The sequence below is a fragment of the Methanobrevibacter ruminantium M1 genome (genome assembly GCF_000024185.1).
GTDB classification, from domain to species: Archaea; Methanobacteriota; Methanobacteria; order Methanobacteriales; family Methanobacteriaceae; genus Methanobrevibacter; species Methanobrevibacter ruminantium.
Window position 1 is genome coordinate 2,809,117 of sequence record NC_013790.1, and the last position, 25,248, is coordinate 2,834,364.

Below are 25,248 nucleotides of genomic sequence, written 5' to 3' on the forward strand. Positions count from 1 at the left end.
TTTACTTATTTTTTAAAGACAGGCCCTTTATAAAAATTTATAAAGTCTTAATGTAACACAAAACATTTACATAACACAAAAACTGTTAGACATTTTCATTAATTGAAATTTAAGACTCAATTTTAGCGAATTCCTCGTGAAGGTTTAATGATTTCAACCAGAAATAAGTGAAATAAAACTGATTGGAAAAGCTGAACTTCAAATTGCTTTTTCGATTGCTTGTCTTAATGACTCCCAATTTTATCATGCAATCTAAAAACTCATCCCATATATTGTACTCATCCCAATTCAATTTCTCCTTAAAGTCTGTTTCAATATAACTTTGCTGCTTTTGGCTTGCTATCTTAAGCAATAAATCTTCAAAGTCATCGCTTGAAATCTGATTTACGATATTTCTTATCTGCTTTGACTCAAGCTCTCCAATTGCCTCCATAATGCCGTTTAAGACATCCTCTTCATCAATTGTGGTCTTTTCTGATAACCAATAGATTGAATAACCTATCTCCTGCATTATCAAAGGGATTCCTCCTGAGAAATATGACAATAATTCCAAGGAATTGTCATTGATTTGCTTATTTACACTTGAAAAGGTGTCTTTAAAGAATTCCTTTACCTCCAAATCGCTTAGCCTGTCAATTTCATCATAATGAAATATTCTGCCGAAGGATGGCTCTTCATATACTAGGCTGTCAAACTTATCGGGATAGGCTGCAAATAGGACATATAAGGGAAGATTGAAGTCCCCCCTATTTACTTCTATAGTGTCTGCAAAGCGCTTATACCAATCAACAAACTTTTTAGACTCGCTTAAACCATTAATGTCATCGATTATAAGGAAAACACCATTGTTGGTAGGGAGATCTTTAATGATCTGATTTAAGTAATAAGGAAAGTCCTTTTCAATATCAACAATAAGGCTTTTGCTGGGCTTAAAGCTTACCCTATTGCCTATGATTTCTACACTTTCAATGCTAGAAAATAGGGTTTTTATCTTTTCAAAAAGAACGTTGCGAGGAATTTTATTTAAAAAGGCTTGAATTATAGCTGTGATAAGGGAATTTAAAGAATTATTTCCCTTATTGGATACATATATTCCAATCATGCCATAGTTTATTTCGACATATTCCTTTACAAATTCAGCTAAGGAAGTCTTTCCCATGCCTTTATTGCCTGTTAAGAAAAAATGCTGTACATTTCCCTTTTGAACTTTACCCATATCCCTTAGAATCTTTTTAATGTTTTTCTCACGGCCTTTAAATCTGTCTGGAGATACTGATTTTCCAGGCTCAAATGGATTTTCCATATCTATATCATAATTATAATTCATCATATCACTCCCAATTAAAAATAAATATAAGTGTTGTTTAAAATGATTAATTTCTTAAATGAATATTTTAGTTAATAAAATATTTTAGTTAATGAAAAGTTTTGTGATGTAGACAATAAGTAGTAAACATATTTATTTTTATAGTATTTAAAGCTTTTTGGATAATTTTAAGGATTAACTATTTATTATAAATAGTAAACCTAAATGATATCTAATTAAAATTAAAAATAAGATTAAATAATAAGTGTTTTAAAAAAATAAGAAATTTAAAGAAAATAAAATCTAAGATTATAGACGAATATATGAATATAGAAAAAATATTTATAAAAAAAATAAAGCAATTAAAATTTATCCAAACAGAGACCATCCACTGAGCTTATCTCTCCACCGCACTTAGGACACTTGTTTTTTGATAAGATATACTTGGAAATTATACTATCACAATTAGGACAATGGTAGTCCTTATTTGAATAGAAGTTTCTATATAAATCCACGATGTAAAAGTTGTCCTTTAGGTCTGAAGATCTAATGAAAGGCTTAAGGGCCTTATTGTCTATCTGATTTTCATCTGCCAATTTTCTTATTGACTCTATAGCCGAATCCTCATCATATGGGCTTTTTATTGTAGAGATAATGTATATCTTTATCTTCTTATCGCAATTTGTGCAATAGGTCTCTATGATATCACCTGAGATATTGGAATTTGAATCCAAGTTCATGTTTGAGATAAGGAGTATGTATTCTTCTATTTTATTGTTTTCGTTGAGAAAGAAGAGGAGTGGGCCTTGATCTTTCCATCTGAATCCACAGTCTTCACATTCAAAATAGTCTATTGATGCCATATTAAAAACTTTGAGACTTTTAGTATTTATTTTTTAATTGTCTTTTCACTACTTTGAAAAATTATTCCATCACTTTTTATAAAATTAAAAAAATCATTTATATATTCATTCAAAAAATTGAATGAACCTTTATAAAAACTTATTCAAAAAATTGAATAAACCTTTATAAATACCTATTCAAATAATTGAATAAACCTTTATAAAAACTTATTCAAAAAATTGAATGAACCTTTAAAAATACCTATTCAAATAATTGAATAAGATAAATAATTAAAAAAAGTTCGAAATAATACGAATAAAACTATGGGCTAAAAAATAGGATTATTGGGATAAAAAAATGAAAAAAAGTAAATTTTGATTTTTGATTTGAGATTTGATTTTTGATTTGATTTGAATTGTTTTTAAAAAAAGAAAAAAGAAAAAATAAGTAGCTAAAAAGCTACTTAATCAAGACACTTATTTGTCTACAGGTTTGCTGATTAAATCAACTTTGCAACCTAAGTTTCCTTCTTTCATGTGAGGAGTTCTTAAGACAGTGTCGTTGGATTTTTCAATTTCTCTAGCTTCTTGAGCTAATTTAGCAGCAGCAGATGCAATTTCGTGTGCAGCAGCAACTAATGGGATGAAGTTTTCGAAGCCTTTGGTCATGAAACAACCTTTCATGTCTAAGCCTGCGACAGCTCCAGCCATTTCGTATGCAGCGATAGCTTTTGCTTTTGCGTATGGGTTTGCAAATCCTGCAGCTTCAACAGCTTTTTCAGCAGTAACAATGAGTTTAGGTAATTCAATTTCTTCGCCAGCATCAGCAGCAGCAATAACAGCGTCGAGAGTTTTTTGTACTAATCTTAAAGCACCAGTTTCTGCTAATACTTTTAAGATGTCAGCGTTAAAGATAGCCATTTCAGTTGGGTCTAACCATTCTCTTTTTGCACCGATCATTGGGTCGGACATTACAATAATGTAACCTAAACCTTGTTCATCCATTTCATCTTTTTTACCTTTACCAGGTGCGTCACCAATGATAATAGCAGGAAGATCTTTTTCAGATAATAATTCTCTTGCTCTAGCTGGACCAGGTGCTCCTGGGTTTGGGCTAATGAAAATACAGAAGTCAGGGTCGAATTGGTCGAGTTTAGGTACGACGTCTTCAACTTGTTCAGGGTTCATTTTTGCTCCAGATCCAAATACTCTTACATCGATGTTTGGTCTGTCTGCTCTTTCGTCTAATAATAAATCTAATACTGGTGAAGTACCAATATTACCACTTTTTACGATACCAATTTTAACTACCATAATATCACACATATATGTTTAGTCTAGATATTAATAGATAATATCACAATACTATGTTTAGTTTTTAGTTATTAAATAGTTTAGGGAAAAAATTAAATCAAAACTTTTATATAATAGAAAAATTTTTTAAAATTTAATAAAAAAATAGAATAAGGTAATAATACTGTTTTATATGAATTAAACTAATTATACGGAGATATCTGTTAAAAAAAGCATATGATAAGAAGATATTAATCAATCAAAAAAATAATAGCTCTGAAATGAAAAATATAAGGCCTAAACAAGCCCTGAAAACAAGAAAACAGCAAACAAAAAACATTGACTAATCAGCCAAATAAGCATCAATATTATATCCAAATATCCTGTCATAAAACTGGATGATTAATCCGACAACAATAGCTGCAAATATGGTTCCTTCACGGACCCCCTCAAGGTGGCCTAAAAATACCAATGCCAATATGGCTGCAATGGATACGATGGTAAGGTCAAAAAATGGCTTGATCTGTCCAAAGTCCCTATTTGTAACTTCAGCGATGGCTACAACTGAACCGTCACCTGGAAGCATGGTGATATCTGACTTTACTTCAATAAGCAAGCCAAATGCAAGTACAAAGCAGCTTATGATACATAGAATCCATTGGCTGATATAATCTGTAGGATTTGGAAAATTAAGTATTAGAAGACTGAAGTCAATCATATATCCAAAGAGGACGCATACAAGCATCTGAGCTATTTGGGAGATGGTGATCTTTCTAAGCAAAACCATCTGAAAAATAACAAGAAGTGCATTGAAAACTATTGTAAACTCTCCTACAGTCCAGGGAAAGGCAATTGATAGGACAGCAGGAACAGATGAAATAGGGGATGTTCCTAAAGTTGCTTTGATAGATAATGCTATCCCCATAGACATTATGATTACACCTACAATGAGCATTATATATCTGACTATTAATTTTTTGTCCATTTTATCAGCTGCCAATATTTTTAACATACTTTTCTATCGTTTAATACAACAATTAATTTTAAATTGATAATAATATTTAAAATTTTTTAACAAAGGATAAGTATTATTAGGACAAATAAAATATAAGATATTAAAAGAACTGAATAAATTTAAACTTTTAAAACGTGATTAAAATGAAAAAGGTAAAGATTACAGTTATGAAAAAGGCAAGATACGATGACCTCATTGAAAAATACGAAAATCCATTGGAGCATGAATGTGAGGTAGAGCTTGGAGATGTCTTCATTGCAAATGGTTGGGAAAAACCGGAGGACTTCTGCAGCAGCGCTTGGGATAGCATCTCTCCATTTGTATTGGCATTATCCAGCGGGGGAGAAGACTTATATGATGGATGGATGAAGGATAAAAAGTCAGCAATGATATCCTGCAATGATGGGTTTCGTCCTGTAAGTTTCTATCTTGAGGCAATGGACGAGGATGCTGATTAAATCTAAAAAGAAGAAAATTTAAAAAAGAATTAAAAATTTAAAAAAGAATTAAATATTTAAAAAGAAGAAAATCAATAAAAAAAATTAGAATTTAGAGGATAAGTTATCTAAACACCTTACGACTGTTCCAGATTTGCTTTGTTGACTTGAATCCGCTCTTTTGAAGACCATTCTCATCAAATCCATTGATTAGATCCACCAACTTATCAATGGCGATTTCACTGTTTTTAACAAGATTATTATCCTGATGAGCGGATAGCTTCTCAAAGGCATCTGGAATCTCATCTATTTTTACAATAGGAATATTAAGTTCCCTTGCAAGGTCTACGCTTCCATGGGTTTTATGAAATCCTTCAATCTTTAGTGAAGGGATATTGAATACACCCGCCTCAATGGTGAGTCCCATTCCCGCAGCATAGATAAGGTGGGATGCTGCATTCATAAAGCTTAAAAGGTCAACATACTGTGGGAGAACCTTAATGTTTGGTGAAAGGACAAGGCTTTCAACAAGATTTCTATCAAACCTATAAGGAGCAATGAGAGTCTTTAGATTAAGCTGTTCCACTGATCTTATAAGAGGCTCAATCTCATCATCCTTTAAGTCCCCTCCAAGAACAACCAGCACAAATTCCTTAACTCCATATTCGCCATATATCTCTTCCTTATCAATCAGATTATTGTCTTTTATATGATTGTCCACATATTTAGCCATAGGATAGCCGTCAATAGATGCAACGTTTTTTAAATTATATTTTCTCTCAAGATAGTCCTTATAATCCTCTTTAGGAACAGTGACTAGATTGGCATGTGAAATTACTTCAATAGGGTTGTAGATGTCCTGCTCTATATGAAGAATAGGGATTTTTAAAAGGTTGGCTGCAACAATGGACTTTCTTACATCACCTGCATTGCCTGCAGTGATTAGAAGGTCTATGTTATTTCCTTTTAGAGCATTGAATGCCTTTATTATGTCTCTTGAGATAAGATAAGCCAATTTAGCAGTTGAGTTCTTCTTTTGGCCTCGTCTTCCTTGACCTATATCATAAAGCTCATCACAATACGGCTCAAGAAGCAATTTAGATGACTCCCCATGATAAAGACCATATATCTTGTTTATTTTGAAGTTTAATTTATCTTCCTTATCTAATTCATTTAACCTTTGAATTAGAGGAATTATGGTCTTTGAAGGGGTGATCTCACCAGCAATAGCAATATTTTTAGAATTCATCAATCAAGCCTCCCAAAATAGACTTAACCCTAAGGAAAATAAAATCCATCAAATCAAGCCTCCAAGTCCCTGCTGGAACCTTTTAAAAAGAAAAGCGCCATAAGAACAATTGCAATCAAATAGAATATCCACACCACCACATCAGTTGGACCTGTCTCTATCCAAATTATTGTCTGTGCAAGCAAGATTCCATAAAATGCTGAATAAACCTCTTTCTTATGCTTTTGAATGCTGTGCAATGTCTTTAAAATGAATCCGATCAAGAGCATTTGAATGCACATTCCAATCAATCCAAAGTCAAGAAGAGCCGGTCCGAATATTGTAGATGTTATTGAATGGTTCCTTCCAAGAGTTGCTTGACCTACAAGAACCCTAGGGTCTGTGTGAGTGAAAAATCCTGTAAGGGTTGAGTAGAAAAGCTTTCCGGCAGTTGCAAACTGATTGCTGATTGCATGGCCAAGAACATTCAATGTAAATGCCGCCCTATATGACACAAGTTCTATTGGATTAAGGCTCCAGTGCTGCCAGCTTATTGCCTGTACCGCTATGAACCCTATAGCAAGCAGAAGTGCCACTGCAATGACTAAAAAGAGTCCTAAAAATAGGACCTGATACTTGAATTTTATGTTTCTTGTATAATATAATGTAATTAATATAGATAACACGATTGCAATTGGTGTAGTTCGATAGCCAGTTAAAGTAAATAAAAGCAAGCCTAAAAATACTAAAAGATAATGTGAATCCCTATTGAATTCTGCAAGGAGTATGTTAATAAATGGCAAGAAGATTATATATGATGCGAGCCATATCTTTCCTGCAGCTTCAGCCTTTAGTGTTGCTGAGAATAATGGTATTCCTCCAAGACGAACTATGTTGATTATCTGAAGGATGATTCCGATTAAAACCATGATGACCAGAATCATTTCCTTTCTTGAGTAGGATTCAAAGATTGAAAGCTTTTTTGGATTTTTGCTTATGCTAATTTTTATAGTGTCCTTAAGGGAATCTAAAGAGAGATCCTTTTTTAAAAATCTGTTTAGCAATAGATTGCTTATCAAAATTCCAAATATGAAGAAAATAAGGCCTAATCCTATGTATAGAAATAAGTCCATGCTGGGACTTGGCAATTTTTGGTAAGCATACCACATAGGAAGGGCAATGATTATGAATACAATTACCATAGCGATTATGATAAATGGATTTAAAAGGTCAATGCTTTTGTTTTCTAAGTTCATAAAATCCCACTTTATAAAAAAGATATTAATAATGAATTATGATTATTTTAAAAAATATTTCCTTGATTTAAAAAGATAAAAAGAAAATATACCTATTATAAAAAATATTTCCTTAATCTAAAAAGACTAAAAGAAATTATACTTATTATAAATGATAATTTGTTCTATCTATTATAATAATTATTCGTATAAAAGAAAAATTAATTAAAAAAAGATTTATCCTAATTTTGCTTGATAAACTATTTACTATAAATAGTAATCCATTTTATATGAGAAATATGAAAAAAAACCGACCCATAATAATAAAAAGATCCATGAAATAAAAAAATAGAGCAAAATATGAAAAAATGAAAAAAATAAAAAAATAAAAAAAGAAGAAAATGAAAAATAGGAATTTAATTAAAATTCCCAATACGTGTTTTACTTAAGTACGCGTTTATCCTTAAGTAGGCGTTATCTTAAAAAATTCGAAATCAAATGGTAAATAAAATAGGAATTGAATTATTCAATAAGAATTAATAATCATATGATTGATTAAAACTTATTAAATATAAACAATTCCTAATAACGTGTTTATTCTCTTTTTCTTCTTACAGAACTTAATCCTACTGCTGCAAGAGCAATGAGTAAGACCATTAATGGATTACCAGTTCTTGGTAATTCATGTCTTGGAACTTTTTTATTTGGAATTACAGGCTCTGGAGGAGTTACAGGTTCAGGAGGAACCACTGGCTCTGGAGGAACAGGTACCGGAGGAGTGTCATTCTTAGGCACTTTAATAACCTCAGTCACATTGGATGAGTTCTTCTCTCCAGTCTCATTGCTTGTAACACTTACATAGTTAGTGAAGTTGCCTGTAAGGTTTGTATCAAAGACAACTGTGAAGCTTGCATATTCTCCAAGAGCTAAAGTACCATTATAAGCCCATGCATTTCCTTTTTCTTCGTCAAAGATCCATTTGCCAGTCTCATCAATGAAACTGTTATAGGTCAAGCCTTCAGGGAAAGTGTCAGTAACGACAACATTAGTCAAGTTAGTTTCACCGACATTAGATACAATAATGTCAAATGAAGTTTGCTGGCCACTATAGACAGTTCTGTTAAGTGTGACCTTTATGATAGCAATATCTGGAACGAGCTTGATTACTTCAGTAATATTTGAAGCGTTCTTATCCTCGGTCTCATTGCAGCTAACTGTAGCAAGGTTAGTGAAGTTGCCTGTAAGGTTTGTGTCAAAGACAACTGTAAATCCTGCAGACTCGCCAGGAGCTAAAATGCCATCATAAATCCAAGCATTGCCCTTAGTCTCATCAAAGATCCACTTGCCGCTTTCATCAACGAAACTGCTGTAATCCAATCCTTCAGGGAAGCTGTCAGCAACGACAACATTAGTCAAGTTAGTCTCACCGACATTAGTTACAACAATATCGAAGCAGGTTTGCTCTCCGCTATAGACAGTTCTGTTAAGGGTAATCTTTTGGATAGCAATGTCTGGAATGAGCTTGATTACTTCAGTAATATTGGAAGCGTTTCTCTCGCTGGTTTGATTACTGCTTACAGTTGCAATGTTTGTGAAGTTACCTGTAATGTTTGTGTCAAAGACAACTGTAAATCCTGCAGACTCGCCAGGAGCTAAAATGCCATCATAAATCCAAGCATTGCCCTTAGCATCATCAAAGATCCACTTGCCGCTTTCATCAACAAAGCTGCTGTAATCCAATCCTTCAGGGAAGCTGTCAGCAACGACAACATTAGTCAAGTCAATTTCACCAACATTAGTTACAACAATATCGAAGCAGGTTTGCTCTCCGCTATAGACTGTTCTGTTAAGAGTGATCTTTTGGATAGCGACATCAGCAAATATTACTTCGGTAACATTGGATGAGTTTTTCTCTCCAGTCTCATTGCTTGTGACTTTTACATGGTTAGTGAAGTTTCCAGACTTATTGGTATCAAAGACAATTCTGAAACCAGCAGACTCACCAGGAAGTAGAATTCCATTATAAATCCACTTATTGCCTATGTTAAACCATTTTCCAGTGTCGTCAATGAAATTGCTGTAGGTCAAGCCTTCAGGGAAGCTGTCGATTACAGTCACATTGCTTAAATTGACATTACCATCATTGCTTACAACAATGTCAAATGAAGTTTGCTCACCGCTGTATACAGTTCTGTTGATTGTGATTTTTATAATCTCAATGCCTGGAACAGATTTAATGATTACTTCAGTAATATTGGATGCATTTTTCTCTTTAGTTTGATTGCTGCTTACTGTTACAATGTTTGTAAAGTTGCCTGTTTGATTGGTGTCAAAGACAACTGTAAAGCTTGCAGACTCACCAGGAGCCAAAATGCCATCATAAATCCAAGCATTGCCCTTAGCATCATCAAATATCCACTTGCCAGAAGCATCAACGAAGCCGCTGTAAGCCAAGCCTTCAGGGAAGGCGTCAGTAACTGTCACAGCAGTTAAATTCATTTCTCCATTATTTCTTACAATAATTTCGAAGCTGGTTTGCTCTCCGCTGTAGACTGTTCTGTTAAGAGTGACCTTTTGGATTGCGACATTTGGAATAAGCTTGATTACCTTGGTTATATTGGACGCGTTCTTATCTTGGGTTTGGTTAGTGCTTACCTTGACTATGTTAGTGAATTCACCTACTTCATCAGTGTCAAAGACAACTGTAAAGCTTGCAGACTCACCAGGAGCCAAAGTGCCATTATAAATCCAAGCATTTCCTTTGGAATCATCAAAGATCCACTTGCCGGAAGCATCAACGAAGCCGCTGTAAGCCAAGCCTTCAGGGAAGGCGTCGGTAACGACAACACCAGTCAAGTTATAGATTCCGTCGTTGGTGACAACAATGTCGAAGCTGGTTTGCTCTCCGCTCATGACAGTTTCATTTAATGTGATCTTCGCAACGGTAACATTTGCTACAACTACCTTAGTGGTATTTGAAGTGTTCTTAGGACCTGTTTCATTAGAGCTTACAATTATTGTATTGTTGAATGTGCCGCTCTTGGTTGTGTTGAATATAACAGTGAAGTTAGTGCTTTCTCCAACAGCTAAAACACCATTATAGATCCAATAATCACCTCTGTTAAACCATTTGCCTGAATCATCTATGAAGCGTGAATATACTAAGCCATCTGGATAAATTTCCTTAAGGCGGACATCAGTCAAGTCCTTAAGTCCGGTATTGGAAACGACAATTACAAATCCGGTTTCCTGACCAGTGAATACGGTTTCGTTTAAGGTGACCTTTTGAATGTCCATTCTTACATCCAATGCTTCAGTAGTGTTGTTTGCAACTGATTCGTTAGTCACGTTAGATCCTGCATGAACAACATTGGTAAAGTTGCCTGCTCTTGTTGCATTAAATACAACGACAAACTCAAGGGAATCATCACGTTCTAAAATTCCATTGTAATAGAATGTTCTGCTTGATTCATTGTAAGTCCATAAACCACTTTCATCTTTAAATTCAACGAACTTTAAGCCATCTGGGATGTATTCAACAACATATACGCCAGATAAATTACAGTCCCCATCATTAGAGACTTTAATTCTAAATTCAGTTAGCTCTCCAATATATACGGTCTTGTTTAAAGTGATTTTTCCAACAGAGATTATTGGACCCAAGACTTTGGTTGAATTCTCAGTGGACTTATTGGAAGTTTCATTAGAGCCTGCTACGACATTGTTGACAAAGATTCCAGGTACGGTTGTATTGAATCTTATAATGAATTCACCGAATGCTCCTGGAGCTAAAATGCCATCATAAAGCCATATAGGTCCGTCATCATCTTCCGTATAATTCCATTTGCCAGTCTTATTAATATAATCATAGTAAACAAGTCCGTTTGGAATGTTTTCTTTAACGAATACATTTGTGAGGTTATTGTCACCGGTGTTGTTCACACGAACAAGGAATTCTGTGATATTTCCTGGGTAAACTGTTTCGTTTAAAGTGACCTTTTCCACTTGCAAGTTATGGTAAATACTGTTTGTAGTATTATTTGCAGTTTTCACTGTACTGTTATTGACTCCGACAATTGCAACATTGGTTATGTTGGCTGCCTTGGTCACATTAAAGTACAATGTAAGGCTAATGGTTCTGCCTGCTGTCAAACCAGATCTATAGTACCATGTCTCATCGCTTTCATTATAAATCCAATAGTAACTGTTATCAGCATGGTCAAATACCAAGCCATCAGGAACCAAATCTTTTACATGAATGCCATATAATGAGAAAGGACTTTCCCAAGAATAGCCATCCCGTGATATTTGGATAGTGAACGAAACTTGATCTCCAACCCTTGCTGTAGCATTATTGCTGATTTTTCTTACCTTAATATTATAGGCAGCTGTCTGATTGGAAACAGACCTGTTGGTAGTTTGGTTGGAAGAGACATAAGCGGTATTTGTTATGTTTCCATAATAATTAATATTAGTAACATTATAGAAAACATCAAATTCGCTTACAGCTCCTACTTCAAAAGTACCATTATAATTCCAGCTAGGCACGCCTGAAGTTGCATAAGATTCATTTAAAATCCACTTGCCTGAATTGTCAACAAAGTGATCGAATACCATATAGGAGTTCCTTGTTTCATTTACATAGACATCAGTTAAGTTATATATTCCTGTGTTTCTTACCCTAATGGTAAATGAGACCTGATCTCCAACTTGTGATATTGGATTATTGCTGACTTTCTCAATTGATACACCAAATGGAATTATTGTAACATTTGCCTGAGAGGTACTCTTATTTGTCTGTTCTGTGTATCCTGTAGCAAGGTTGTACCAATTACCATATTCTGTAGCATTGCAGACAATATAAAGTCGGGCAACATAATTCTGACTGTCTGAATAATAGGTAGGAAGAGTGTTTTGCAATAGGAATCTATGTTTTCCATCTTCATCTACAAAATGAGTCCAGTTATGATTATCTGTATTGTAGAACCTAAGATATTTCAATCCTATTGGAAGAATGTCTTCTACATAAACACCAGTTAAATTCACATAACCTGTATTCTGTACGTTGATTTGGAATACCACTTCCTCTCCTATGGTTGAAGTTTTTGAGCTAACCAAGGTTTTCCAAATTGAAAAGTAAGGACGTTGTATAATTGTGTAATTGCTTGAATAACCTTCAGATGTTCCGTTTCTATAAGCATTTACTGAATTATAAGCAGACCCTACTGTTACATTGTTAGGTACTTTGAAGTAGATAATCACTCCAGCCTCTTGACCCGGATAGAGGACTTGGTTCAAGTATAATGTGTCGACATGCCAAGAAGAGCTGCTTCCTCCCCATCCGTGTCCTCCAGACCAATTACCTTTATATGAATCCCATCTATATTCGTACTCCAATTCATTTCTATTAAAATTGTCCACCAAAGTGATGTTGCTTGCTTCAAGGGTTCCTATATTTTTAACTAAAAGCAAGAATCTTACAGTTGATCCTGGAGTTACATTTTGGTCCAAAGTGATTTTTTGAACCTGTATGCGTGGCCATTTGGTTTCGGTTCTGGTAAAAGCAGATTTGTTTGAAACCTCATCACAGCCTACATCAATATAGTTTGTGATATTAGTGAGATATGTGACATTATTTACCCTAAAGTTTATATTGAATGTACCAGTTTCATGGACCTTCAGAGGCCTATTCAAGACCCAAGTCATCTCACCAGTTTGCACCCATCCTTGATTGCGGAAATCAGTGAATGATAGATAGGTAAGCATGCTGTTAGGCCTTTCGGTTACAGTCACATTATGCAGTGACACAGTACCATTGTTGTAAACAGTGACTGTGTAGTTTACAATGTCTCCAGTGCCGACATTCTCCTTGTTGGCTATTTTCTGAGGATTGAAGTCTGGAGTCTGCATAGCCATACATGAATTAATGAGAATCAGGTTCTGTCTTGTGGTAGGCATGATAAAGCTATGGAATGAAAGACAGTTATAAACTCCGTTAATCCAGTTATTGCCGTTTACAAGAGATGTGTCCTCTCTTTCTGTAAGGTTAATAACTCTTCGAATTACCCTATCTGTATTAGCACGATAGTCAGTGTCTGTAAATACATATACATAATCTTTCAAGTTATAGACATCCTCGTCAAGGTTAAAGTAGAAGTAGGATACCAATACCTTAATGTAATCTCCAACATAAGAGCCGTCCAGGCTGTTTCTTACAAAGTACAAGTCATCTACAAGAACACCAGTAGTTCCGTTCCATTGCCATGGCTTAGAGTTGTTCTGTTCAATGCAGTATGCCCAGTAATGATATTCGCTGGCATTTGGAATGCTTGCGTTTTCATATAGGAAGTACATATCATTATTGTTTAAAGCAACTCTAAGAATGGTGCTTTCATCGTAAACATAAACATCTTCATCAAGATTGAGACCTTCATTATTGTACAATAGGCTAATATTATACAATGTTGCAACTGAATCTTCACAAATGCACTCAGGTACATCACCGTTAGAGCAGTTGATTACCTTGATTTCCGCTCCGGTTATAGGGTCGATGATTGTGCTTGTGCAGGATTCGCATGCAGTGCATCCGCTGCAATCTTCACTGCTACAGTAGTAAACGTAGTAAGAGGAAACAGTGTAGTTGTAATTGTCTATATAGCCAACACTAGGAGCTCTTGTAGCGTCATTTCCACTGAATGTGTTATTATGTATAGTGGAATTGATTGTTAAAATTGCTCCAGCCTGATAAGCGTTGTTGTTAGTGAAAGTGTTGTTTATGATCTTGCTGTTGTTTGTTCCGATGGCTCCTGCATATAGGAATGCGGTGTTGTTTTCAAATGTGTTGTTATAAATCAATCCATTTGCACCATCAGTCACAAGTGCACCACCACCATAGCGTGTAGCATTGTTTCCAACAAAGTTATTGCCTATAACATTGGTGTTGTTTCCATAAACCACTACAGCTCCAGCACTTTGTGCAGAGTTGTTTGTGAAATTGTTTAGAGTAATGTTTGTTCCAGTGTTAAAGGCAGAGGTATAATTGTCTAAAAAGATAGCACCTCCAATTGTTGCACTGTTATTGACAAACTCGTTCTCTGAAATAGTGACATTCACTGTTTTATTTGAATAAATTGCACCACCATATTCGGCTTTGTTATTGACAAATGTGTTGTTTGCCAAGTTATCAAGGCCATAAGCGCTATTATATTGTTCATAATAGATTGCACCACCCTTATTAGCAATATTTCCATCGAAAATATTGTCAGTAATATTAGCAGAAATATTATAATAATTATTATAGCTATTATCATATGCTGCATAGATGGCTCCTCCATTTTCGCTTACATTATTGTCTATGAATCTGTTGTCATGAACTGTTGCATTTCCATTGACATAAAGGGTACCGCTAACACCTGTGTTGTTGACAAATGTGTTATTGTAAATGGTTTTATTACTACTAATGCTGGCAACATTCACAGCACCAACGCGAGCGGAATTGTTACAGAAAGTATTGTTAAATATATTCACTACTCCAGTAGATTGAATGGCTCCTGCAGAGAAATTGCCCTTATTGTCAGTGAAATTGTTAAAGGAAATATTCAAATTACCCCACTCAGCTGAAACAGGCAATGCAGAGTTGTTAATGAAATTATTATATTCAATTGTACCATTGCATCTATCTGAATAAACATGGGTAGAGTTAGAATCTGTAAAGTTGTTATCTCTTATGTCAATGTTTGAATAGCTGAAACGTAAAGTATTGGCCGGACTCATATGATCGAAGCTGTTATTTTCAACAGTGATATTTCCATAATATATATTAACTCCAACAGATACGTTTGATACATTGTTGTCTGTGAAGTTTACTTTGCACATTGGTTTGACTGAAGAGGATGCTGAACGATAAATCATATAAGCATCTGTTCCAGTGAAATTGGCAAAGGTGTTGTTTATGAAATTATAACTTATGCCAGCATTATCATCCCAGGCATAGAACACTCCAAAACGTTGAAAATTGGTTTTGTTTGGGAATGTCAAATTCTTGAATGTATTGTCCCTAATATCCAAATCAGTGTTTGCGAAATTAAAGATGTCGTCATCATTGAAATCTGTCACGGTGCTATTTACCATAGTGAATGTGGAATTTCTAATGTAGCTGGTAGAGAAGTTCTTCATGATAGAATCTTCAACAGTGACACTTGAATTGGTTATACTGAACATTCTAGAGCTTCCATTTGTGAAATTACAATTGCTGATTACAACATCAGTACTGTTTCCTGCAAGAATTCCATAGGATTTCAAATTGCTGAATGAACAATCTTCCACACGAGAATTGCTTGAGTTGATAAATTTCAATACAGCGTGATAATTGTTAAGGTTGTAAGATGTCATATTGGCATTCATAAAGTTAATGCCGCTTACAGTTACATTATCACCATAGAAAGTCCAATACAAACTGTTTTGATTCATTCCCCTTAAATCAACATTTACTTCAGCGCCGTCCTCAGCCTTTATAATCAAATTATTCAAACGAGTAGATAAATATCTATAATTGTTTCCTGAATAGTTTCCGCCTTTCAAAATTATGGTTTTTGTCTCAGTAGAACTGACAGTGGACAATTTAGTCAATGCTGCCCCAATAGTGAGGAGCGGATCGTCATAGGTACCTTCAGCACCTGTTCTACCATCAAGGGAAACATAAACCACTACACCTTCCCCTTCAGCAAGTGAAGAAGATGTGTAAATTGATTTGACTTTATTATCGCCGTTTACGGTACAATCATTATATCTTACAATTGAAGATGCATCTTCGCGGGATGAATCATCATCATAGGAATATTCTTTGTAATTGTCATAGTTGTCATTGGAATCATAAGATTCATCATCAATGCTGTAAAGTTCCATATCAGAACCATCTTCAGCATATTGATTTGCTTGACCGTTAGCTGCATCAGCGCTGTTTCCATCAGCTGAATTTTCCATGCCATCTTCATAGACTGTTTCGTTGTTGTCAAGGATGTAATAGTCATTGTAAGTGTCATAGCCATCATAATCGCCATAATCGCCATAATCGCCATAGCCACCATAATCATTATAATCGCCATAATCATAACTATCATATGCCATGTTTTCGCTAGTTGAATAGGAATATTGAGCCGGTTCGTGACTTACTGATTGTACAGCAACATCGCTGCCAGCATCATCATAGCCTAAATCACCAGTGTCAGCTGCTGAAATGGCTGAAACAGAAACCATCAATAAAAGACATCCGGATAAAATGATAATGCCTTTCTTCTTATCGATTTCCTTATGTTTCGCTGCTTTTCTCTCTTTGGTTTTTCTTCTTCTTCTAGTTCCACCGCTATCGCATGATGCAAATGGCACAGAACCAAGAACCACTAATACGATTAATAATAAAGCTATAGGGTTACCTGCTTTCACATCAGATAACGGATTTTTATTGGATTTAACCAATTTAGGCTGGTTCGGATTAGTTGGAACTATAGGCTTATGCGGATGTGTAGGAACATGAGGCTTAGGAGGGTTAGGACCTGGAGGGTTAGGACCAGGTGGGCTAGGACCTGGAGGGTTAGGACCTGGAGGAGTTTCATTGGTATGGTTGGTCTTGTTTTCCTTAATAATTACTTCAGTTATATTATAGGAATACTTAGGACCTACCTCAGTTGTGTTTACAGATACAACATTGGTAAAATTGCCTATATCTTTAGTGTCAAACACTACAATGAATCCAGCAGACTTGCCAGGAGTCAAAATGCCATCATAAACCCATTTGTTGCCACTGTTGGACCATTTACCGCTTTCATCAATGAAGGTCTTGTAAGTCAAGCCTTCAGGGAAGGTGTCAGTCACAACAACATTAGTCAAGTCAATGATTCCTGTATTGGTGACAACAATTTCAAATTGAGTCTCCTCACCGCTATAAACTGTTCTGTTAAGAGTTATCTTTTGAATGCCTACATCTGCAACGATAACCTCAGTAATGTTACGGGCAGACTTATTGCCTGTCTGATTGGATATTACGCTAACAATATTTGTAAAGTTGCCTGGATCTTTAGTGTCAAATATAACAATGAATCCACTAGACTCGCCAGGAGCTAGAACACCATCATACGCCCAAGTGTTGCCGCTGTTAGACCATTTTCCGCTTTCATCAATGAAGGTCTTGTAAGTCAAGCCTTCAGGGAAGGTGTCAGTTACAACAACATTAGTCAAGTCAATGATTCCTGTGTTGGTGACAACAATTTCAAACATGGTCTCTTGGCCACTTACAACTGTTCTGTTAAGAGTTATCTTTTGGATGGCAATATCCGCCAATAGGACTTCTGTTATATTGGAAGCATTCTTGGTTTTGGTTTCGTTGCTGCTTACACTTACAAAGTTAGTGAAATTACCAGTTTGATTGGTATCAAACACAACAATGAATCCAGCAGACTCACCAGGAGCTAGAACACCATTATAAAGCCATTTATTATTGTTGACAGCCCATTTTCCGCTTTCATCAATATAAGTCTTATAGGTCAAGCCTTCAGGGAAGCTGTCAGCTACAATGACATTGGACAAATCAACAAGTCCCTTGTTTGTGACAACAATTTCAAACATGGTCTCTTGACCACTGATGACTGTTCTGTTAAGTGTGATCTTTTGAATTTCAATATCCGCCACTAGAACCTCGGTTTTGTTGGAGGCATTCTTGGATTTGGTTTCATTAGTCTTTACAGAAACAAAGTTGGTGAAATTGCCTGTTTGATTAGTATCAAACACAACAATGAATCCAGCAGACTCACCAGGAGCTAAAACTCCATCATAAGTCCAAATGTTGCCGCTGTTAGACCATTTTCCGCTTTCGTCAATATAAGTCTTGTAAGTCAAGCCTTCAGGGAAGCTGTCAGTTACAGTGATATCGGACAAATCAATAATGCCCTTGTTTGTGACAACTATTTCAAATAGAGTCTCCTCACCGCTTATAACAGTTTTATTGAGGGTGATCTTTTGAATTTCAACATCTGCCAAGACAACCTCTGTTTTGTTGGAAGCGTTCTTGGATTTGGTTTCATTGGTGCTTACACTTACAAAGTTAGTGAAATTACCTGTTTGATTGGTAGCAAATACAACAATGAATTCGGCAGACTCACCAGGTTTCAAGACACCATCATAAATCCATTTATTGCCGTTTTTGGACCATTTTCCGCTATTGTCAATGAAGGTCTTGTAAGTCAAGCCTTCAGGGAAGCTGTCAGTTACGGTCACATCAGTTAAATTGCCTAATCCAATGTTTTTAACACGGATGGCAAATTGGGTGTCCTCTCCGCTTATAACTGTTTTGTTAAGTGTGAGCTTTTCAATGGAAATGTCGCAAATAAGCACTTCTGTAGTGTTGTTTGCAGTTTTATTTGGGATTCCATCGGCACCTGCAACGATGATATTGGTAAAGTTGCCTGTCTCGTTTGTATTGAATACAACAGTGAACTTAACGCTTTCGCCAGGTTTCAGGACACCATCATAAATCCATTTATTGCCGTTTTTAAACCATTTGCCTGTTTCATCGATGTAGGCATAATAGGAAAGTCCCTCGAAGGATTCCTCATATACATATACATTTGTTAAATTGCATTCGCCTACATTAGTAATGTCAATTGTAAATTCTGTCTTGTCACCTTTGACGACGGTTTTATTGTTTGCAACCTTTGTGACATTTAAGTCCTTTTCCAATACTTGGGTAGTATTATTAGCATATTCCTTCTTGGTTTCGTTAGAGCCCACTTCAACCTTATTGGTGAAGTTGCCTACCTTTGTAGTGTTGAATATGACTGTGAATACCAAAGTTTCGCGAACTTTCAATGTTCCGTCAAAGCTGATTCTTTGAGTTTTCTCATCATAGGACAATGAACCTGTATCATCCACCAATCCATAATAGACAAGGCCGTCAGGGAATATCTCATCAATATAAAGGTCGTGTAAATCGCAATCACCAATGTTTACAATGAATATCTCGAATGCAGTCAAGTCACCGCGATATACTGTTTGATTCAATGTGACCTTATCTACATACAAGAGAGGATTTAAAACCTTTGTAGTGTTTTCTGCGACAAATTCCTCTGTTTCATTAGAGGTTCCATAAACTATATTTAAAAATGTGCCTGTTTCAGTGGCATTGAATAGAATGATGAACTCTGCAGATTCTCCTGGAGCCAATATGCCTTGATAAGTCCACATTGGTTGATCATCGCTTGAAGCTCCATTTCCTCCTTCATAAATCCATTTGCCGGTTTTATTAAGATATCCAACATAGACCAATCCATCAGGAATGACTTCGCGAATAGTGACATTAGTCAAGTTCAAGTCACCGTTATTAGTTACCTTGATTAGGAATTCTGTGATGTTTCCTTTAAAGACAGTCTCGTTCAAGCTTATCTTATCTACAAGCATGCTGTAGTATCTGCTGTCGGAGCTGTTGTTGACGGTTACATTATTGCTTTGATTGGTACCGAGAATAACTACATTTGTTAAGTTCTCCATTTTGGTTACGTTAAAGAACAAGGTAAAGTTAGTTTCAGTATTAGGAACTAAAGTACCGCTATATACCCAATTGTCGGTATTGTAATCATAGGACCATTTGCCGCTTTCATCAACGTAATGGTCATAGGTCAAGCCGTCAGGAATCAGTTCCTTAACGAAGACGCCGTCAAGATATAAGTCCTTATCATAAGAATTTCCATTATATTCATGTTTGACAACAATGGTAAATGAAATTTGGTCTCCAAGTCTGGATACAGGATTGTTGCTTACTTTCCAAAGGGATAATTTATAGACTTTGGTTTCATTGCTTGCATTTCTCTCTACAGTTTCATTTGAATATACCCTAACGGTGTTTTTGATTAATCCGTTTTCAGGTATTTTAGTGATGTTATAATATACAATGAAGTCGGAATAGGTATTATTCTCCAAGCTTCCATTGTAAACCCATCTTGGGCTATCGCCTGAATCGTTATAGATCCATTTATTGGAACTATCTTCGAAATGGTCATAAACCATGTATTCATTTTGGCTTTCATTTACATAAACATCTGTCAAGTTATATATTCCTGTGTTTGTAACCCTGATTACGTATGAAACCTGATTGTCAGATTGTGAAATCGGGTTGTTGCTGAATTTCTCAACTTTCATTCCATAAGGACTGATAATGATTGTTTCATTATCAGTGACATTTTCAGTGTAGTCACTTTTTACAATAGCTGTATTGGTTAAATCGCCTATTTCATTGGCTTTAAATACAACATAAATGATTGAGGATGAAAGTGTCCTGCTGGTTTGACTGTTAGGTAGGGTGTTTTGTAAAATGAACCTATGGGTGCCGTCAAGGGTTTCATAATGAGTCCAGTTGTGGGCATCGGTATTATAGAATCTAATGTATTCCAATCCGCTTGGGAAGAAGTCCTCTACATAGACTCCTGTCAGATTGGCCTCTCCAACATTGCTGACATTTATGGCGAAAGTTACTTCATCGCCGATTGTTGCAATAGGAAGAGGATCGACCCAAAGCTTTTCAACTTTCATTGCAGAAGAGACAACTCTTGTAAAATTGGAAGCGCTTCCATCCCAAGTATTGTTTAAATATACATTGAATGAATTGGATACTGTTGTACCTTTAACACCTTCCTTCAATTTAAAGGAAACGTAAACCCCCGCCTCCTGGTTAGGAGCCAAATACCCATTAAGAGTGAAGCGTCCGGTTGATGTTGCGCTAGATCCGCTATTATACCAAGTTCCCTTATAGTTGGACCATGTCCCTTGATATAACAATTGACTTGAGCTAAAGCCACTGTCTTCAATGGCTACATTATATGCATTGGCAGTACCTATGTTCTTAACGAGAAGTATGAATCTAATTGTGGATTCAGGATAGGCAACAGGGTCCACGCTGACCTTTCGGTAAACCAATTTAGGATATATGGTTTCAATATGTTCCTCTGCTATCTTTGTGTCACTTTCATCACTTCTTGCCTCAATGACATTTGTAATGTTGGTATAGCTGGTTACCTTATTTGTCATGAAGTAGATGTGTAATTCCGCCGATTCGTTGACCTTCAAGGTTCTATTCAGCATCCATTCCATATCCCCTGTCTGGGTCCAATTATCGCTAACATCATCGAAGCCCATATATATCAACATGGAATTCATTCTTTCAGTCACTTTCAAACCATGCAAATTGCATGTTCCGTTGTTTGTAACAAGAATTGTATAGTTGATGTAATCGCCGGTTTTCACATGTGTAGCATTGGCTTTTTTAGTTATGTTAAAGTCAGGCTTGTCTAGAGGTTCGCATCCATTGATTAAAATCAGGTTCTGCCTTGTGGTAGGGTTTATGAATGTTGAGAATTCAAGGCAGTTGTAAACTCCGTTTATCCAGTTGTTACCATTCTCAAGAACTGTTGACTCATTATTGGCTAGCTTAATAATCTTTTGGATTATGCGGTCATTGTTGCTACGATAGTCGGTGTCTGTAAAGATATAGATATACTCCTTGACATTGATCTTATCCTCATCAAGATTATGATAGAAGTATGAAATCAATATCTTAAGGTAATCACCAACATAAGAGTCATCCAAACTGTTTCTGACAAAGTATAGATCATCTACATGAACTCCAAGAGTTCCATTTCCTAGCCAAGGGTAGGAATTGTTCTGCTCTATGCAATACGCCCAATAAGTGTAATTTTCAGCGCTTGTAACATTAACATTGTCATAAAGGTAATACATTCCATTGTTTTCCTTGGCAACCCTTAAAAGCTGATTTTCATGATAGGCGTAAACGTCTTCGTCGATATCAATGCCGGTATTATTATATAATAATGTTATATTATGTTCAGTTACGGTTGAGTTTTCGCAAGTGCAATTGCAACCGTCACAGTTGCTGCAATTAATAATTTTTATCTCATCCCCAGTTTCAGGGTCTACTATAGTAGTTACACAGCATTCACAATCGCTGCATCCACTGCAATTGCTGCAGTTTTCGCAGCTGCAGTTATAAGTGTAGTAAGTGAGTGCAGTGTAATTAAAGTCGTCTATATATACTATTGCCGGACCTCTAGTTGCTTCATTTCCAACGAAATCATTGTTGTGAATTGTGGAATTGATTGTTAAGATAGCTCCAGCCTGATAAGCACTGTTGTTTTCAAACTTATTGTCAATTATCTTAGAGTCGTTGGTTCCAATAGCACCACCATATAATTGAGCTGTGTTGTTTGCAAAGGTGTTGTTTACTATGATAGAGTTATTTCCGCTTGTAATCAATGCTCCTCCGCCATAGCGACTTGCATTGTTGGAAATGAATCTGTTTCCTTCCACGGTGCTGTTTTGTGAATATAATACAACTGCTCCACCACTTTGCGCATTATTTTCTGCAAACAAGTTGTTGCTAATGGTGTTATTGGTGTTGTTGTATCTGAAATCGTTTATGTATAGATAATCAACAAAAATAGCTCCTCCAATTTGAGCGCTGTTGTTTATAAAGTCATTATCATCGATAATGTTGTTGATTGATTTATTTGAGTAGATTGCTCCACCAAAGTCAGCGCTGTTGTTTATGAAGGTGTTGTTTACAATCTCCCTTTTATTATTATAGCTAGGATAGTTTTCATAATAGATTGCACCACCAAAGCTAGCATTGTTTCCATCAAAGACATTTTCCTTAATTGTAGTATTAATATTATAAAAACTATAGGAATAGATAGCTCCTCCGAGTCCGGTGACGCTGTTATTGGTGAAATTGTTATCATGTACATTAGATGATCCATATAGATATACAGTACCATTGTCGGCGCTGTTGTTTACAAAGTCATTTTTATAAATTTCAGAACCTGAAGTACTAGTAACATTGATAACATGACCACATCCATTCAAGGAATTGTTATAGAAATGATTTCCATGAATTGTAGCATTGCCAGAGTAATGTTGAATAATTGAACAATTTCCTTTGTTGTTTGTGAAATTGTTTTCTTTAATGTCATGACTGTTACCCTCAGCTCGCAAAAGACCATAGTATGATGGAATATTGTCAGTAAAGTTATTGTTTTCAATTGTAGCATTGACTCCATAGCCTAAATAAATGTAAGAGTCAGAGTTGGTGAAATTATTGTTGGTGAATGATACATTTGAATAACTTGTACTTATTCCAGAATAAGAAGGCCGGGAACTAAGACTAAGATTGTCAAAGGAGTTGCCGTCCATAGTAAGATTGGAATATCTAATATTAAGACCTAAACTAACGTCTTTAAGGCTATTGTTGACAAATGACACAGTGGTATTATCGTTAACATAGTAGTTTACCTGAAGAAGGTAATCTGTGCCTGTAAGGTTTGTAAAATTATTTCCAGTGAAATTCGCATAGGTTTCATTATTGTTATAAATACGGAACACATAATATGATGAATAATTGCTGTCTTTAAAAGTGTTGTTTATAATATCCAAACTTGAATTTTTTACTGTGAACAAATTTGAATTTACATTGTTACAGATGGTGTTGTTGATTAGCTTAAAACTTGAATTGGTAATATAGCTATCTCTAATCTTGGATAAATTTGAATCCTGAACAGTAAAGCTGGAATTCAAAACATTAAATACATTTGAACGATTACTATTGGAAACATTACAATTTTTAATAACAACATCACTTGAATCAGTTGCATTGATAAGGTATCCGTCATTGTCAAATACACAGTTTTCAACCAAAACATTAGTGGAATTAATGAATCTCAATACTGTATGGTATTTGTATACCCCATCCTCATTAAAAGAGCCGTATTGTGAATCAGTAAACTTCAATCCATCTATAGTTATGTTTTCTCCTGTAAAGGCCCAATATAAAGACCTTCGATAATCTGAAGTGCTCAGGTTAAAATGTGGACTTGCCCCTTCATCGGACTTTATAATCAAGTTGCTTAAGTTTGTGTCTACATCTGTATTGTTATAGTCATAGTATGTATCTTTATAAATCCCATCCATAACCACAATAGTGTGTGTTCCATCTGAAGTAAATAAATTCAAGGCGGAATTCATACTATCCAAAGGATCATCGCGAGTTCCTGTTGCTGTAGGGCTACCGGCAGGATGTATATAATAAATCTGATCGCCGTCCGCTTTAAGCATGGAAGTTTTCACTTTAACATAAATGTTTCCATCTGAAGTGAAATAGGAATCCTCTTGATTACTATCAGCCTGATATGAATCTTCATGATCAGAACTGATTTCATTTGTAATCGATTCATTCAAATCAATGCTTAAAGTACTATTATTTGTTATTATTTCATTTTCATTAAGTATCTCTGTAGTATTAGATTGTGTCGAATCTACATTCAGGGCAATCTTATCACTAGACGTACTCTCCATGGGCACATCATTGATTACCGTATCAGTAGATACAACATTTCCATCATCAACTTCAAGATTATCCAGATCATTTGCTGAAACTGCAGCAAGCGATAATAGCATGACAATCATTAAAGTAAAAATGAAAATCTTTTTATTTCTCATACAATCACCCTTGTTAAAATAGATATTCTGCAAAAAATTGAAATTTTTATAATCAATGGCTTCATATAACTAAACACAAAAATTCATATTTTGCAAATCAAAAAGACATCTGGGAAACAAATGTCCAAAAACATGAAACACCAGAAAAAATCACAATGCCCCAAAAAACATGAAACACCAGAAAAAATCACAATGCCCCAAAAAACATGAAACACCAGAAAAAATCACAATGCCCCAAAAAACATGAAACACCAGAAAAAATCACAATGCCCCAAAAAACATGAAACACCGAAAAACAAATGTTCGAAAATTTGAAAATAAAAATATTCCTGAATTTTTTAC

Annotated in this window: 8 protein-coding genes; 1 reads left to right on the forward strand and 7 read right to left on the reverse strand. The window is 35.3% G+C overall.

Translation table 11 applies throughout. The features are described 5' to 3' along the window. Positions 1–109 precede the first annotated feature (109 nt). From MRU_RS10760 to MRU_RS10775, 4 genes are all read right to left on the reverse strand, one after another. Positions 110–1,327 carry an ATP-binding protein gene (locus MRU_RS10760; RefSeq protein ID WP_048812538.1) on the reverse strand — a complete coding sequence of 406 codons (1,218 nt, stop codon included), beginning with the start codon at positions 1,325–1,327 and terminating at the stop codon, positions 110–112. Positions 1,328–1,668: 341 nt separating this feature from the next. Further along, positions 1,669–2,169 carry a hypothetical protein gene (locus MRU_RS10765; protein WP_012956939.1) on the reverse strand — a complete coding sequence of 167 codons (501 nt, stop codon included), beginning with the start codon at positions 2,167–2,169 and terminating at the stop codon, positions 1,669–1,671. A gap of 456 nt (positions 2,170–2,625) precedes the next feature. After that, complete coding sequence (locus MRU_RS10770) at positions 2,626–3,462, reverse strand: F420-dependent methylenetetrahydromethanopterin dehydrogenase (protein ID WP_012956940.1); 837 nt, start codon at positions 3,460–3,462, stop codon at positions 2,626–2,628. Between the two features lie 322 nt (positions 3,463–3,784). After that, positions 3,785–4,426, reverse strand: coding sequence for a YczE/YyaS/YitT family protein (locus MRU_RS10775; RefSeq protein WP_143714338.1), 642 nt, complete (start codon positions 4,424–4,426; stop codon positions 3,785–3,787). Positions 4,427–4,599: 173 nt separating this feature from the next. On the opposite strand from MRU_RS10775, the gene MRU_RS10780 reads away from it, so the two are divergent. Continuing rightward, a complete protein-coding gene (locus MRU_RS10780) occupies positions 4,600–4,914 on the forward strand; it encodes a TIGR04076 family protein (protein ID WP_012956942.1) in 315 nt (104 codons plus the stop codon). A gap of 103 nt (positions 4,915–5,017) precedes the next feature. Here the strand turns inward: MRU_RS10780 and MRU_RS10785 are convergent, their stop codons facing one another. From MRU_RS10785 to MRU_RS11795, 3 genes are all read right to left on the reverse strand, one after another. Continuing rightward, positions 5,018–6,142: a hypothetical protein gene (locus tag MRU_RS10785; protein ID WP_012956943.1), complete on the reverse strand. Its 1,125-nt coding sequence runs from the start codon at positions 6,140–6,142 to the stop codon at positions 5,018–5,020. A gap of 53 nt (positions 6,143–6,195) precedes the next feature. Next, a complete protein-coding gene (locus MRU_RS10790; RefSeq protein WP_012956944.1) occupies positions 6,196–7,377 on the reverse strand; it encodes an oligosaccharide repeat unit polymerase family protein in 1,182 nt (393 codons plus the stop codon). A gap of 573 nt (positions 7,378–7,950) precedes the next feature. Next, positions 7,951–24,906, reverse strand: a complete 16,956-nt coding sequence (locus MRU_RS11795) for a right-handed parallel beta-helix repeat-containing protein (protein WP_012956945.1) — start codon at positions 24,904–24,906, stop codon at positions 7,951–7,953. Between the last annotated feature and the right edge of the window lie 342 nt (positions 24,907–25,248).

Coding starts and splice junctions, on each gene's coding strand:
- MRU_RS10760 (WP_048812538.1), bottom strand. CDS start 1,327: ATGAATTATAATTATGATATAGATATGGAAAATCCATTTGAGCCTGGA.
- MRU_RS10765 (WP_012956939.1), bottom strand. CDS start 2,169: ATGGCATCAATAGACTATTTTGAATGTGAAGACTGTGGATTCAGATGG.
- MRU_RS10770 (WP_012956940.1), bottom strand. CDS start 3,462: ATGGTAGTTAAAATTGGTATCGTAAAAAGTGGTAATATTGGTACTTCA.
- MRU_RS10775 (WP_143714338.1), bottom strand. CDS start 4,426: ATGGACAAAAAATTAATAGTCAGATATATAATGCTCATTGTAGGTGTA.
- MRU_RS10780 (WP_012956942.1), top strand. CDS start 4,600: ATGAAAAAGGTAAAGATTACAGTTATGAAAAAGGCAAGATACGATGAC.
- MRU_RS10785 (WP_012956943.1), bottom strand. CDS start 6,142: ATGAATTCTAAAAATATTGCTATTGCTGGTGAGATCACCCCTTCAAAG.
- MRU_RS10790 (WP_012956944.1), bottom strand. CDS start 7,377: ATGAACTTAGAAAACAAAAGCATTGACCTTTTAAATCCATTTATCATA.
- MRU_RS11795 (WP_012956945.1), bottom strand. CDS start 24,906: ATGAGAAATAAAAAGATTTTCATTTTTACTTTAATGATTGTCATGCTA.